This is a genomic window from Pseudomonas sp. BF-R-24 (assembly GCF_019947335.1).
GTDB classification, from domain to species: domain Bacteria; phylum Pseudomonadota; class Gammaproteobacteria; order Pseudomonadales; family Pseudomonadaceae; genus Aquipseudomonas; species Aquipseudomonas jessenii.
The window spans coordinates 13,743-28,203 of record NZ_JAGYGG010000043.1 but is presented as its reverse complement, the minus strand read 5'-3'; the positions used below and the strand labels follow the sequence as shown (position 1 = coordinate 28,203).

Sequence of the window (14,461 nt, the reverse complement as noted above, 5' to 3'; positions counted from 1 at the left end):
GAGGGAGATACGGCTGGCTTCAATCGCGCACACCCGCCCCAGGCGCACTACCGCAGGGTGTGGGCTTAACCCAAGGCTGTGAAATCGCTGGCGTGCAGCTCCTGGACGCCCACCAGTTGGATTTCGAACTCGGGGGTGGCGTCGGCGTTGACACTGCCCTGGAGAATGCCATTGGCAAAGCGCAGTTGACCGGTGGCGTTGGCAGGGTCGAAGGCATTGCTGCCGATGAAGGCGAAGGCGTCGACGGTTGCGGTCAGCGGGTTGGCGTCCAGGCCGGTGAAACTCAGATGATCGCCCTCGGTGCTCTTGAAACCGTTGATCACATCGCGCAAAGCCCCGACGCCCATGTCCGACAGCGCACTGAACGCGAAGGTATCCGCGCCAGTGCCACCGATGAGGTTGTCGGTGCCTGTACCGCCGATCAGCCGGTCATCGCCCGAACCACCCACCAGCGAATCGTTGCCCGCACCACCGTTCAGAACGTTCGCGGCGCTGTTGCCCGACAGACTGTCGGCATAGGCGCTTCCCGTCAGGTTTTCGCAGAATTTCAAGGTGTCGAGCCCGGAACCCGTGGTGTTTTGTTGCGCTGACGTCGAGAGGTTTACGGTAACGCCGGACAGGGCGCGCTCAAAAGACACCGTGTCATTGCCATCGCGTCCGTCCAGCACGTTGTTGCCGGTTCCGGCGAACAGCGTGTTGTCCAACGCGTTGCCCGTGCCATTGCCGGCGCCAGTGCTATCGACATACAGATGTTCAACGTTATTGCTGAGGGTAAAGGCCGCCAGGCTGCTGTGCACACTGTCGACTCCTCCAGGCGCCGCATTGCTGTTGGTCTCGATCACGGTGTCATCGGCGTTGTCGACATAATAGGTGTCGTTGCCATCGCCGCCGCTCATGCTGTCGGCCCCTGCGGCACCGTCGAGCACGTTATTGGCGGCATTGCCGGTGATGAAATTGTGCCGCTCATTGCCGGTGCCGTTGATGTCCGACACGCCGGTGAGCACCAGGTTCTCGAGATTCGCGCCCAGGGTCCAGCTGACGGAAGCCTGCACTGTATCGATCTGCGAGGTCGAGGTGCTGGTTTCCACCACGCGGTCGAACGCGTTGTCGACCACATAGATATCATTGCCATTGCCACCGGTCATGGTGTCGGCGCCCAGGTCGCCATCCAGCGTGTCGTTGCCCGAACTGCCCACCAAGGTGTCTGCCTGGTCGGTACCGGAAATCATGTTCCGGGCGTTGTCGAAAATATCCTGCACGCTGTTGTTGTCGTTGGGGTCGCCCTGGAAGCCAAGGTCACCGGCGATGTAGTCGGCCAAGCGCTGGCCGACGATCTCCGCCGACTCCTCGTGCAGGTGCCAGACGTCGTCGGGATACGCCAGCGGATCGACTTCGTAGCGCAAGGGGAGGTCGGTGTAGTCCACCGCCAGCTTGACGTCGGCGCGCTCGGCGGCGATGGCTTCCTGGGCGGCGCGGACATAGCCACCCCCCTCGACGATGGAGGCAATTTTCTCCTCCGAATAACCACGGGCACGCGCTGCGTCCTGTTCGTAGTGACCGGTTTCCATCATGTACACGCTGAAGTTGCCGAACTGGGCATGCAGGTAATCAAACACCTTCAGGGTCGCGGCCTTGTACGCCGCTGCTGCCGCTGTTTTGTCCGTGGCTCGGGCGATCTCCTGGGCAGCTTCCTCGCCCTGGCCCCAAATGATGCCCATGGTGACGTTATCGATGGATTGCAGTTCGGTTCGCTGGTCCCGCAGCAGCGTCACGGCGCGCAACAGCGCAGCCCCGGGTTGGTTGGTGTCGGTCAGCCACCAGCACAACTCGAGTTCCCCGGCGCTGAGCGTCGACAGGCCGGTGACCGTGCTGCCGCCCACCGCGATGTCGATGCCGTTGCCATCGGCATCGGTGAACTGGCTGCGCACGTCATAGGGGGTGTAGCGGTCCAGGTCGTTGACCAGCATCGAGGTGCCGGACTGACCGTCGTCCTCCGTCATGCGCAGCAGGCGCGCATTGGATTGGCCGAGGGTGGGCAGATAGAGGATGTCCTGCCGGGTGCTCTCGCCGAACACGAAGTCGCTGGCGGTCAGGGTGTTGAGGTGGTTGCCGATGAGGGCGATTTCAAAACGATTGCCATCGGCATCCGCTTCGGCGGACTTGATGTAGGTCTTGTCACCGGCCGTGTTGAGGGTGATGTACAACGTGCCATTGCTGCCATCGCCGAGGCCGAGAAAGCCCAGGCCCGAAACATCGATCTTGTCGACGCCGGCGGTGAAGTCATAAATCGTGTCGGTGGCCGTGACACCGCCGGTGTCGTAGTCGCGGTAGCTGTCGAGCACGTTGCTGTAGCGGAAGGTGTCGGCACCGTCGCCGCCGTACAGCGAATCGCGTCCGGCGCCGCCGTCGACGGTGTCGGCGCCAGTGCCGGCCTTGATCGTGTCGTTGCCACCGAGGCCGAGGATCATGTCGGCACCCGCCGTGCCGTTGAGGGTTTCGGCATTGTTGGTGCCGGTGATGGTGTTGGCGGGCGCATCGGCCACTACCAGGGCAAAGCTATCGCTGACCGACGCACCGGCCGGGTCCGTGGCTCTGACCAGCACGTTGTAATTACCGGACGCGGTGCTGGTCGGCGTGCCGGTGAAGGTCAGGTTGCTGGCATTGAAGCTCAGCCACGCGGGCAGGGCGCTGCCGTCGGCCAGGCTCGCGGTGTAGCTGAGGCTGTCATTGTCCGGATCGGTGAAGCTGGTGGCCGGCACCACGTAGCTGAACACGGTGTTTTCGGTGGCGTTCTGATCCAGCAGCGGCGCGGCCAGCACCGGCGCCTGGTTGGTTGGTGACGACGTGGCGAAGACGAAGTTGGCGCTGGTCAACTTGTTGAGGTAGTTGCCGTCCAGTGCCACTTCGAAGCGGTTGCCATTGGCGTCGGCGGTCAGGGACTTGATGTAAGTCTTGGTGCCGGCACTGTTGAGCACCACGTACACGGTGTTGTTCTTGCCATCCCCCAGGCCGGTGAAACCCATGGCCGAGAGGTCGATCTTGTCGACGGTGATATCGAAATCGGTGATCAAGTCACCAAGGTTGGCACCGCCGGTGTTGTAGTTACGGTAACTGTCCAGGCGACTGGAAAACACGAACGTGTCCGCCCCGGCACCGCCGGTGAGGGTGTCCATGCCGGCGCCGCCGTCGAGTTTGTCGTCGCCCGCGCCGCCACTGAGGCTGTCGTTGCCCGCCAGGCCGAGCAGGGTGTCGGCCGAATCGCTGCCCAACAGCGAGTCGCTGCCGCTGGTGCCGGTAATCACCCGATTAAAGATGAAGTTATCGGCCGTCAGGGTGCTGGTCAGGTTGCCCGAGAGGATCAGCTCGAAACGATTGCCACTGACGTCGGCGTCGTAGTCCTTGATGTAGGTGCGGTCGCTGCTGGCGCTGTAGCTGACCTGCAGGGTGCCGCCACGGCCATTGCCCAGGCCTGTGAAGCCGAGGCCGGCGAGGTCGATCTTGTCCTGGGTGACGTCGAAGTCGGTGATGGTGTCATCAAAGCTTGTGGTCGCGTTGCGGTAACTGTCGGACTGAGCGGCGAAACGGAACGTATCGGCGCCGGTACCGCCGGTGAGTTTGTCGATGCCTGCACCACCCACCAGAATGTCGCCACCGGCCCCGCCATTGAGGGTGTCGTTGCCGGCAACGCCGTAGAAAATCTCGCTGGCGGCGCTGCCCAGCAGGGTGTCATTGCCAGCCGTACCTTGCACGGTGGTCATCGGCACCGTGGCGCTGACGTAGCTGCCGTCGCCATAGACCAGCGTGGCACCGTTGCTGGTGTGGCTGATGGTGTTGCCGATGATGGCGTTGCGATCAGTGCCGTCTTCATTGCGCTCTGCAACGCCGTAGGTCGACAGGTCGCTGCCGGTGATGAGGTTGCCCTGGATGGTGTTATCGCTGCCGTTGAAGTACTTGCCGGACACGCCCAGGGTGTCGTCGTAGGACTGGATGATGATCTCCGGTACGGGGCTGCCCAGGGAGTTGTTGTTGAGCGTGTTGTCGATGATCTCGACGTGGTTGCTGCCGTAGATGCGGACCCCGGCGCTGGCGTTGTCGTGAATGTCGACGCCACTGACGGTCACCTCGCTGGACAGTTTGATCAGGACCCCTTCGGCGCCGTTGCCGTACACCTCGCCACCGGTGATGGTGATGTTGCTGGGGGAGGGGATATCCTCGCTGCCGCGCTGTACGACGATGCCAGTGCCGCCGTTGTTGTAGGCAACGTTATTGGTGAGTGTGAAGTCGTGGGTGCTGGTAACGATGTTGAAACCGTGCCGGTCGTTATCGTAGGCGACGTTGTTTTCGAAGGTGCTGTCGCTGAGGAAGTCGGCAACGAAACCGTCCAGGCCGTTGCCGTGGGACACGCTGTTGCTGATGACCATGTTCACGGTCTGCTCGTGGGGGTCGAAACCGTACCCGGAGCAATCCTTGATCTCGACGCTGTCGAGGGTGACGTTAGAGTCGTAGCCCGCTTCGCCTGGAATGTAGCCGTTGAACCAACCGTCGATCTTGCCCGTGGTGTTGTCACGGTTGCCGTCGATGGTGAGGTTGCTGACGCCGAAGTCGTGGGTTTGCTCGCCATAGGCGGAGCGGATGACTCCGGTGATCTTGGTGTCGGAGCCGTCAGCCACCTTGACGGTGGTTGCGCCCATGCCGTCGCCGTACAGGTAGACGTTGCTCTTGAGCATCAGGCAGCCGTCGGAGGGTTCCTCACCTCCCGAAACGATGTAAGTTCCGGTCGGCATGTACACCTGCCCCCCGCCTGCAGCGGCCGCCGCATCAATTGCATTTTGTATCGCCGCCGTATCGTCAGTGATGCCATCTCCTTTGGCGCCAAAAATTTGTACATTGAAAATCATGAGTTTATCTCCGTATCAGGCGAAAACCTCGGCAGATGCCAATATTCCATCGGCAGCTACCGTGTTATGACCCAACGGAGCGCAAAAGTTGTGACCGCATATCGGGGGAGTGTCAAAAAACCGAACTAACTGATTAGCGGCTGTGAAGCATTTCAAAAAATAACGTTTTGTTGACGCTCGCCGCCGCGCGGCGGTCCGCATTACAAGCGATCAATCATTGAACACGCAGTACGGATGCTATTGGCTCTCCGGCTTCAAGACGGTCCAGCAGACCGGGTTCTGCACGATCACTGGCCAGTGCCTGGTCGATGACTGCGGCGAGTGCCTGACTGTCAAGAATCAGTAACCCGTTATCGTCTCCCAGCACCAGATCGCCCGGGTGCACCTGAACCCCGCCACACTGCACTGGTACGTTCAACTGGCTCTCGGCGTTGCCGTGCAGTTTGGTGGTCAGCAGGCTGGTACCACGGGCGAAAACCGGCAGACCGGCTTCGCGCAGTTCAAGGATATCGGTCACCACGCCGTCGACCACGATGGCTCTGGCGCCTCGCGCTTGAGCCGCACAGGCGGTGACCGTACCGACACAGGCGTGATGTCGATCACCGTTCATGTCAATCACCAGCACGTCGCCGTCTTGCAGGCTTGCCAAGGCGCGGTTGACAGCAATGGCATCAGCGTCGATCACGCTCAGCGTCACGGCGCGACCTACCACTTTGACGGCGCTCAGCATGGAGCGAATTTCGGCACTGACAAAGCCGTCTTCGAGCAAATGCCCGAGGGTGGCGAAGCTGACCTGGTGGAGTTTTTCAAGCAATTGAATAGGGGCGTTCATGGCTTACCTCTGCTTTGCTGAATCAATGAGTTCGGCCACGCAATCGATTTCCAGTGCCACCCCCCAGAGTGCCACGCAGACCGTGGTGCGTGCCGGCGGCGCATGACCGAGCACCTCGGTATAGACCCGGTTGAAGGGTTCCAGTTGAGCTGGATCGGTGAGATAGCCGTTAACCTTGATCACGTGATCGAAGTCCGAACCTGCCGCGATCAGGATGGCTTCCAGGTTACGCAAGGTCTGGCGCACTTGCTCTTCGAAGCCTTCGGGTTGCTGATCCAGTCCGCCGACTGCGGGTATTTGACCGGCAGTGAACACCAGATGGCCGCTGACCACTGCCTGGGAGTAAGGACCGACCGGGCCGATTGTGCCGGGTGCTGCCTGGATACGTTTCATTAATGAACCTCGCTGAGAATAGAGGCCCGCCGACCCGGCATGGGCGGCGGGCCGGTGAATCAGAACAATGCCAGGGTGTAGCTGACGAACAAGCGGTTCTGGTCCTGATTAGCGTCGGCTTCGGAGTGCAGAACGCCATAGCGCCAACCGAAACCCAGGCCTGTGAACGTGCCGTCCTGGATAACGTAATCCAGGGCCAGGTCACGCTCCCATTCCTGCTGATCGCTACCAGAAGTGGTCTTGATCTGGCTGCCTTTGAGATAAACCATCGACGCGCGAAGGCCCGGTACGCCCGAGGCGGCGAAGTCATAGGCGTACTGGCCGAACCAGGTGCGTTCGCCGGCCCGGTTGAAGCTGGTGAGCATGCGGTCGGTGAACAGATACAGGCTTGCGCCACCGGCCCCTTTGTCCACCAGGGAGCCCTGGTTGAGCTGGACGAAGTTGCTGCCATCGGAAACGCTCTGGTAACCGCCGGTCAACCCGTGGCCACCAAGGCTGTACGTGAAGAGGGCGCTCCAGGTGCGGTTGTCGATTTCACCGGCACCGTTTCGGCTATAGCCACCGACCCGGTAACCGTCGGCCCGTCCGCTGACCGTGCTGTTGGCGCCGTCAGAAGATGTATCGAAGTAGCGCAGGTCGGTCTTCAACGACTGGCCTTCGCCGAGTGCGAGCACATGCTGCAGCCCGAAAAAGTGCTGGGTGTAGTAGTCCTCGAGATTGGCCAGGTAATACTGCGCGGTCAGATCTTTAGTGACTTTGTAGTCGGCACCGGCGAAGAGAAACTGGTTGCTCTCCTGACGCCCACCGCTGACCGCCAACCCGGTGCTATCACTGGAGCCACGCCCGGTAGCGTGCTCCAGACGGCCGGCGGTCAAGGTCAGCTTGTCGAGATCGTTGCTGGTGATCTGGCCGCCTTCAAAGGTCTGGGGCAACAGGCGACCGTCGTTCGCTATCAGGATCGGCAGTTTGGGCGTCAGCGTGCCGTAACGCATTTCGGTCTTGTTCAAACGGGCTTTTGCGGTCACGCCCAGGCGGCTCCATTCATCGGCAGCGCCATCACCTTCAGTCGGGATCATCGAGCTGCCGCGATGGCGGCCCTGGCCGCTGTCCAGGGTGAGGCCCACCAGCCCCAGCGCATCGACGCCAAACCCCAGGGTGCCGTCGGTGAAACCGGAGGAGTAATTGAGCATGAGTCCCTGCGCCCATTCCTCAGTCTTGCTCTGGCCGGCACTGCCGGGCCGGTCGCGGTAGTCGTTGTTGAAGTAGAAGTTACGCAAGCCCAGTGTGGCCTTGCTATCGCTGATGAAATCGGCTGAAGCGACCTGGCTCAGAGTCAAAAGGCAAGCGCCGGCGCTCATGCCAAACAGGTGCAGAGTTTTTTCCATGGTGTACGAATCCAGAGGGAGCGTGAATGGCAGCAGGATCAAGTGCGGGTGGGTTTATTCTTGTTGTGGGTCACTTGGTGCTATTCAGCCCGTCCAGCGCTCAAGTCGCGCTTGAAGGTTTCGGTCAGCAGTAACAGGGCAATCAGGGAAATGACCGCAGAGCCAATCAGGTACCAGGCCACTGACGAGCCTTTGCCGGTCATTGCCAGCAGGGCCGTGGTCACGATAGGCGTGGCCGCGCTGCCCAGCAGCCCGGAGAGCATGTAAGCCACCGATAGGCCGGAGTAACGCACACGGGTGCCGAACAGCTCGGCGAGGAAGGTTGCGATGGGCCCGTAGTTGGCGGCGAACGCGGTCATCAACAGGCCATAGCCGAGAAACACCAGCGGCAGCTCGCGAGTATCCATCAGCCAGAACATAGGGAAGGCGACCAGCGCTTCACCGACGATACCGGCGATGATCACCGGCTTGCGGCCGAAGCGGTCAGACAGTGCACCGAAGGCTGGCAAGAGCACAATGCACAGCGCACAGGAGGCCAGTACCACGCTGAGCATGATGGTGCGGCTGAAGCCCAGGGTCTGGGTCCCATAGGTCAGGCCGAAGGCGACGATGATGTTGAAAGATGCGCCGGTCGACATGGTTGCCACGCCGCCGAGCAGGACTTGCTTCCAGTATTTGCTGAAGACTTCGGCCAGCGGCAGCTTGATTTGCGGCTCGCTGGTTTGAGCCTTGTGGAACGCAGGTGTCTCGGTAATGTTGAGGCGGATGTACAGGCCCACGGCAATCAGCAGCGCGCTGGCCAGGAACGGGATGCGCCAGCCCCAGGCAAGCATGTCTTCAGCCGGCAGCAACCAGGCGATCGCCAGGAAGGCCAGGTTGGCAATCATGGTACCGGCCGGCACGCCGATCTGTACCCATGAGCCATACAAGCCACGCTGGTTGGCGGGGGCATGTTCGACGGCCATCAACACCGCACCGCCCCATTCACCGCCCAGTGCCAGGCCTTGAATGATCCGCAGGGTTAAAAGCAGGATCGGTGCCCAGATGCCAATGCTGGCGTAATCCGGTAACAGACCGATGGCAAAGGTTGCCGCACCCATGGTCAATAGCGAAATCAGCAGCATCGATTTGCGCCCAAGCTTGTCGCCGTAGTGGCCGAACAAGGCAGCCCCGACGATGCGCGCACCATAAGCCGAAGCGAAGGTGCCGAAGGCCAGGAGGGTGCCAATCAAGGCATCGAACGCCGGGAAGAAAATCTTGTTGAACACCAGGGCGGAAGCCGTGGCGAAAACAAACAGGTCGTACCATTCCACCGTGGTGCCGATGACGCTGGCGACGGCGACTTTTTTCATGTTGACGCTGGGTTCGACCGTCGGGGTAGCGGTCTGGATGCACGCGGAGCTGTTCATGCCTTTTTCTCCAAATTGAGCGTTGGGCTCAGTGGATTGATTTATTGGTTGGCAGTGTGAGTAACGGTGATGCTGTAGCTGGAGATCGGTTTTATTGTTTTTCAGGCGCAAACGGGCCCTGCCTCGGAGGTCGTGTGAATGACGCAAACTCAGAGGTTCGGTGTTAATTACATAATCAGTCGCTCAGGTGCTGAGCTCGCTGCAGCACCGCATTGAGCAGCACGTCGCAGCCCATGCGGACATCGTCAGGCAGGGCGTCTTCGGCTTCGTTGTGGCTCAGGCCACCGACACAGGGAATGAAGACCATCGTGGTGGGGCAATGCCCGGCGAGGTGAATGGCGTCATGCCCGGCACCGCTGACGATGTCTTGATGGGGGTAACCCAGCGCCTGGACCGCCGAGCGCACAGCGGCCACACAATCGGCATCAAAGGGTGTCGCCGGGCTGAGCCAGTGACGACTGATCGCCAGGTTCAAACCGCGCTTGTCAGCCACGATTTGCAAGCGCTCGTATACGGCTTGCTCCATGGCGGCGATCTGTTGGTCTTCATGGTGGCGCAGATCGACAGTAAAGTTGATCCGCCCAGGGATGGTGTTGCGTGAAGACTTGGCTATCTCCAGCTGGCCCACTGTGACCAGCCCCTTGGGCGCGAAGTCTCTGGCGATTGATTCCAACACGCAGGCCATTTCAGCGACACCGAACAGGGCATCCTTGCGCAACGGCATCGGTGTGGTGCCGGCGTGGGCACTGACACCGCCAACCTGCACATCCAGCCAGCAGATTGCCTGGCCGCCAGTGACAACACCTACCGGCAGGCCGTTGTCTTCCAGGATTGGGCCTTGTTCGATATGAGCCTCGAAGTAAGAATCGAAGGCCCGCTGCAGGGGAAGGTCTCCACCATGGCCAATATCGGCCAAGGCTTCAGCGACGCTGATGCCCTGGACATCACGGGCATCCAATGCCGTTTGCAACGGCAGAATGCCAGTGAACACCGCCGAACCGAACATGGCCGGAGTAAAGCGCGCACCTTCCTCATTGGTCCACACGGCGATTTCGATGGGCTGGCGGGTTTCGATGCCTTGATCATTCAGGCAACGCACCACCTCCAGTCCGCTCAGCACGCCGTAGATACCATCGAAGCGACCACCTTTTGGCTGGGTGTCCAGGTGACTGCCCATGACGATCGGCGGCAGGGCATTGTCCTGGCCTTCGCGGCGGGCGAAAAGATTGCCAATGGCATCGAACGCGATACTCAAGCCAGCCTCACGGCACCAGCCCATGAACAACTCGCGGCCAGCCAGGTCTTCCCTGGAAAGGGCCAGGCGACAGTTGCCGCCACGCTCGGTGGCGCCAATTTTGGCCATGTCCATCAGGCTGCCCCACAGGCGCTCACCGTTGACCTTGGATACTTTCATCATTCACCTCTTGTCGCGTGTCTTAATAGCCCAGGGACGTATCGACCGGGTTGTTCAGGGGTTCACCACGGGCCAGCCGCCGCGTGTTTTCGGCAATCTGGCTGGCGATGCAGTCGTGGGACGCCGCCGATGCCATGTGCGGGGTAACGATCACCCCGGGCATGCGCCACAGGCGATCATCGACCGGCAGGGGTTCATGCTCGAAGACGTCGAGCACCGCACCGCGCAGCTGACCGCTGCTCAATGCCTGTTGTAGATCGTCGATGCGTACGTGCTGGCCGCGACCGCAGTTGACGACTACAGCACCAGGCGCCAAGGCCTTGAAGGTTTCAGTGCAGAGAATGCCTCGGGTCGCCGGGGTCAACGGCAGCAGGTTGATCAATAGATCGAGGCCTTCGAGAAAGCCACTGAACGCCTGGTCGCCGCTGTGGCAGACCACGTCGGGTATGTTTTTGACACTGCGCGCCCAGCCGTGAACGCTGTAGCCGGCACTGGCCAGGTCTTCGGCAATGGCTGCGCCCAGCGAACCCAAGCCCATCACACCGACCTTGAAATCCTTTGCCTGAATCTGTATCGGGCGCTGCCAGAGCTGGTCAGGCTGCTGCTGCAAGACCTGATCGAAACGTCGGTGATAGTGAATCACCGCCCAGCGTACGTACTCGGTCATGCCTTGGCGGTGCGCGGGATCGACCACTCGGCACACGTGCAAGTTCGGGCAGCTGGGATCGGTGTGCAAGTGATCAACACCCGCGGCAACCGAATGCACCAGTTGCAGATTGGGCAGCGCGCCCAAACTGTTGGCCGGCGGGAACCAGCATGCCGCGACCAGTGCTTCACTGGCGACCGGGTCATCGGCCAGCACTACCCGTATGTCTGGCGCCTGACGGGCAAAGGCCGCTTGGAGCTGGCCGAGCAGGATGCTGTCGCGCGACAGCAGTACGACGGTGTTCATGAGCAATAGGACTCGCGCTGGTCTTCAATCAAGGTCAAGGCGGCATTCCAGCTCAGCCCCATGATTTCCTCGGCTTCGTCGCGGCCGAACTGTTCTGCTGTGTGTTGGCAGACTTCTTTGCTGGGGTAGACCAGCTGGCTGCCGCCGGCCAGCGCCGCGACCTGCGCCTGGCAGGCGCGCTCCAGGAAGTGAATTTCGTGGAAGGCTTCAGCCACGTTTCCACCGGCCGCCAGCAGGCCATGGTTACGCAGGATCATGGCCTTGTGTGGCCCCAGGTCGGCGACCAATCGTTCACGCTCGGCCAGCGACAGCGCAATGCCTTCATAGGTGTGATAAGCCAATTTGCCGTAGAACTTCAGCGCATGCTGGCTGATCGGTAACAGACCTTGCTCCTGGGCGGCCACAGCCATCCCGGCTGCGGTATGGGTATGCACCACGCAATTGAGATCCGGGCGGGCCATGTGGATCGCCGAATGAATCACGAAGCCTGCGGCGTTGACACGGGTGCGCTCGTTCGCACCGCCCACCACCTGACCATACTGGTCTATGCGCACCAGGTCGCTGGCTTTCATGCGATCGAAGATCACGCCGTAGCGGTTGATCAGGAAGTGGTGTTCAGGGCCTGGAATGCGCAGGGTGATGTGAGTGTCGATCAGGTCGGTCATGCGAAAGTACGCGACCAGTCGATACAGTGCGGCCAGCTCGCAGCGGGCTTTCCACTCGGCGGGGGCAATGTTGTCGGGTGTGTACATGTAAGTTCCTTTCTCTGATTATTTTACCGACAGGGATCAATCGGATCACGGTAACGCTCTGTCCCTCTGGCGCCTTCGTGCTTTATCTCGTAGCCTCTATAATTAAGCAATTTGCTAATCCTTAAGCGCTGATTAAGTCACGCTAATAATGGACATTAAGATGAGCAGCAAAAACTCGAATGAAGAGCTAATGCAGGCTAGATGGGGAGGGCGGCGTTTCCTCAACGATCGTCTGGACTGGAATTTGTTGCGCACGTACCTGGCGATTGGTCAGGAAGGGAGCATCAGCCGTGCTGCGGCGCGGCTGTTCATTACCCAATCAGCCGTCAGTCAATCGCTCAAGCGGCTGGAAGAGCAGTTGGAGTGCGCCTTGATTTCGCGCAAGGGGCCACGCTTCGATCTCACTGAGGCAGGGGAAGAAATACTGCGGATTGCCGAAGAGATGTACGGCAACGTGTCGCGCATCGGCTCGGCCATCGAAGGCCCCCAGGATGATGTGGTGGGGAAGGTTCGCCTGCTCTCGATCAGCCGGGTGCAATCGACGGTCTATGATGATTTTCTCGCGAATTTTCATCTCAATCATCCGCGTGTGGAGTTGGAAATAGAGGTAATGCGCAGCTCCGACATTCTCAGTTCGCTGATACAGAAGACCGCCACCGTCGGTGTCGGTTTATGCCGCATCGCTCAACCCAAGCTTGAGCAGCGTTGTCTGATACGTCAGCGATATGCGTTCTTTTGCGGAAAACGCCATCGCTTTTTTGGCGTGCGGGGCCTGGATCTGGCTGAGCTGCAAGGGGAAAATTTTGTCAGCTTCACGAGCGACCAGATTGGCGGCAATCTTTCGCCGCTTACCGTGTTTCGTGACCAACAGGGCTTCACCGGCAAGATCGTCGCGTCGTCATCAAACTTTGAAGAAATACGCAGGTTGGTGATCGCAGGATTTGGTATCGGCTGTTTGCCAGAGCACTTACTCGATATTGACCTCTACAACGGCATGCTCTGGCGCCTGCCGCCCCGGGATGGAGTCTCCGACGTGGACATTCACTTGTTGTGGAACCGCGAGCAAAAAATGACCCATGCAGAAACTGTATTTCTTGAAAGCTTCCAGCATGCCATCGCAGTTGCAGAACAATCCGTTGATCAGAAGGTCGACCAGGAAGTCTGACTTTTGATGGGCATCATCCGTGATTTGGGTCTGCGCAATCCCGATGGGCTGCTTGAGCCATTGCGACACACGCCGGTGATCAGCCACCTCGCAGCGCACCCGATCTAAACTCAAAACAAATTGCCAATGCGACCATTCTTGTGGCTTGACAGCCGCTCGCAAAGTCATATAGCTTGAAATCGTATACTTTCTACCGAGTGGAGAATCTGATGACACGTCTAAGAGTTCTTTTCGCATCTACCGCAGCAGCCCTGGGGCTTTCATTGGCAATTTCTGCACCGGTACAGGCCGATACCTTGTCGAAAATTCGAGAGCGTGGAGTGCTTGTCTGTGGTGTGCACCCGGGCCTGGTCGGCTTTGGTGCGCCCAACAGTGCAGGTGATTGGCAGGGGTTTGATGCGGATTTCTGCAAAGCCTTTGCGGCGGCGATTTTCGAGAAGCCGAAAGTCAAGTTTGTCCCGCTGTCCGATCAGGCACGTTTCACGGCGCTGCAGAATGGCGAAGTGGATGTCCTCTCTCGGAACAGCACCTGGACCCTGACGCGCGATACCACGATGGGGCTGCAATTTCCGGTGGTGGACTTCTTCGACGGCCAAGGCTTTCTGATCAACAAGAAACTGGGCGTCACCAAGGCGGCAGAACTCGATGGCGCTACGGTCTGCATTCAGCAGGGCACCACCAGCGAGTATGTGGTTCGCAATTTCTTCGACAAGTTGAAGATCACATTCAAACCTGTGGTGATCGAAAGCGGGACTGAATTCTTCTCGGCCTTTTTCGCAAGCCGCTGCGATGTAATCACCAGCGATGTGTCGCAGTTGGCGGTTATCCGGCTCAACTCAGGCAACCCTGAAAACTACGCCATCCTTCCGGATGTGATCTCGAAGTCGCCAATGGGTCCAGTTGTGCGGGGCGATGACAAGCACTTTGCAGACATCGTCAAGTGGACCGTCTTCGCAACCTTTACTGCAGAAGAACTCGGTATCACCAAAGAAAACGTTAAACAAATGCTCACCAGTAACAACGAAGACGTCCGGCGTCTTCTGGGTGTAACACCTGGCGTTGGGGCAGGGCTGGGTCTCAAGGATGACTGGGTGATCAATGTCATCTCCGCGGTAGGCAACTACAAAGAAATCTTCGAGCGCAACGTGGGTGCCAATACTCCCTTGCAGATGAAGCGTGGCCAGAATGCCCTGTGGTCGGACGGTGGCCTGCTGTACGCCCCGCTTTTCTGATCCGCGATGTGAATGGCTCAAACGCCGCG

The 14,461-nt window shown here is 59.8% G+C and carries 10 protein-coding genes; 2 read left to right on the top strand and 8 right to left on the bottom strand.

Translation table 11 applies throughout. The annotated features are described in order from the left end of the window. Window positions 1–65: 65 nt before the first annotated feature. From KGA98_RS24600 to KGA98_RS24565, 8 genes are all read right to left on the bottom strand, one after another. Window positions 66–4,898: a M10 family metallopeptidase C-terminal domain-containing protein gene (locus KGA98_RS24600; RefSeq protein WP_223504195.1), complete on the bottom strand. Its 4,833-nt coding sequence runs from the start codon at window positions 4,896–4,898 to the stop codon at window positions 66–68. A 214-nt stretch (window positions 4,899–5,112) separates the two neighbouring features. Further along, the gene (locus tag KGA98_RS24595; RefSeq protein ID WP_223504193.1) at window positions 5,113–5,730 is read right to left on the bottom strand and encodes an RraA family protein; all 618 of its coding nucleotides are present in this window, start codon (window positions 5,728–5,730) and stop codon (window positions 5,113–5,115) included. A 3-nt stretch (window positions 5,731–5,733) separates the two neighbouring features. Next, complete coding sequence (locus KGA98_RS24590; RefSeq protein ID WP_150758548.1) at window positions 5,734–6,123, bottom strand: RidA family protein; 390 nt, start codon at window positions 6,121–6,123, stop codon at window positions 5,734–5,736. 59 nt (window positions 6,124–6,182) lie between these two features. Further along, window positions 6,183–7,508 (bottom strand): OprD family porin, encoded by a 1,326-nt coding sequence (locus KGA98_RS24585; protein ID WP_223504191.1) that lies wholly within the window; start codon window positions 7,506–7,508, stop codon window positions 6,183–6,185. Window positions 7,509–7,588: 80 nt separating this feature from the next. Further along, window positions 7,589–8,917 (bottom strand): MFS transporter, encoded by a 1,329-nt coding sequence (locus tag KGA98_RS24580; protein ID WP_095966169.1) that lies wholly within the window; start codon window positions 8,915–8,917, stop codon window positions 7,589–7,591. Between the two features lie 175 nt (window positions 8,918–9,092). Then, window positions 9,093–10,331, bottom strand: coding sequence for a Zn-dependent hydrolase (locus KGA98_RS24575; protein WP_223504220.1), 1,239 nt, complete (start codon window positions 10,329–10,331; stop codon window positions 9,093–9,095). A 22-nt stretch (window positions 10,332–10,353) separates the two neighbouring features. Beyond that, window positions 10,354–11,283, bottom strand: coding sequence for a 2-hydroxyacid dehydrogenase (locus KGA98_RS24570; RefSeq protein WP_154909047.1), 930 nt, complete (start codon window positions 11,281–11,283; stop codon window positions 10,354–10,356). After that, window positions 11,280–12,035, bottom strand: coding sequence for a class II aldolase/adducin family protein (locus tag KGA98_RS24565; RefSeq protein ID WP_150813087.1), 756 nt, complete (start codon window positions 12,033–12,035; stop codon window positions 11,280–11,282). Before KGA98_RS24565 ends, KGA98_RS24570 begins: the two co-directional genes overlap by 4 nt. Window positions 12,036–12,195: 160 nt before the next feature. Here KGA98_RS24565 and KGA98_RS24560 point away from each other — a divergent pair, with 160 nt between their 5' ends. Both KGA98_RS24560 and KGA98_RS24555 read left to right on the top strand, forming a co-directional pair. Further along, complete coding sequence (locus KGA98_RS24560; RefSeq protein ID WP_154909048.1) at window positions 12,196–13,200, top strand: LysR family transcriptional regulator; 1,005 nt, start codon at window positions 12,196–12,198, stop codon at window positions 13,198–13,200. 209 nt (window positions 13,201–13,409) lie between these two features. Beyond that, entirely contained in the window at window positions 13,410–14,432 is a 1,023-nt protein-coding gene (locus KGA98_RS24555) for an amino acid ABC transporter substrate-binding protein (RefSeq protein WP_154909049.1), read from the top strand. Window positions 14,433–14,461 lie beyond the last annotated feature (29 nt).

Excerpts from the sequence above, each read along its gene's own strand:
- KGA98_RS24600 (WP_223504195.1), bottom strand. The coding sequence starts at position 4,898 with ATGATTTTCAATGTACAAATTTTTGGCGCCAAAGGAGATGGCATCACT.
- KGA98_RS24595 (WP_223504193.1), bottom strand. The coding sequence starts at position 5,730 with ATGAACGCCCCTATTCAATTGCTTGAAAAACTCCACCAGGTCAGCTTC.
- KGA98_RS24590 (WP_150758548.1), bottom strand. The coding sequence starts at position 6,123 with ATGAAACGTATCCAGGCAGCACCCGGCACAATCGGCCCGGTCGGTCCT.
- KGA98_RS24585 (WP_223504191.1), bottom strand. The coding sequence starts at position 7,508 with ATGGAAAAAACTCTGCACCTGTTTGGCATGAGCGCCGGCGCTTGCCTT.
- KGA98_RS24580 (WP_095966169.1), bottom strand. The coding sequence starts at position 8,917 with ATGAACAGCTCCGCGTGCATCCAGACCGCTACCCCGACGGTCGAACCC.
- KGA98_RS24575 (WP_223504220.1), bottom strand. The coding sequence starts at position 10,331 with ATGAAAGTATCCAAGGTCAACGGTGAGCGCCTGTGGGGCAGCCTGATG.
- KGA98_RS24570 (WP_154909047.1), bottom strand. The coding sequence starts at position 11,283 with ATGAACACCGTCGTACTGCTGTCGCGCGACAGCATCCTGCTCGGCCAG.
- KGA98_RS24565 (WP_150813087.1), bottom strand. The coding sequence starts at position 12,035 with ATGTACACACCCGACAACATTGCCCCCGCCGAGTGGAAAGCCCGCTGC.
- KGA98_RS24560 (WP_154909048.1), top strand. The coding sequence starts at position 12,196 with ATGAGCAGCAAAAACTCGAATGAAGAGCTAATGCAGGCTAGATGGGGA.
- KGA98_RS24555 (WP_154909049.1), top strand. The coding sequence starts at position 13,410 with ATGACACGTCTAAGAGTTCTTTTCGCATCTACCGCAGCAGCCCTGGGG.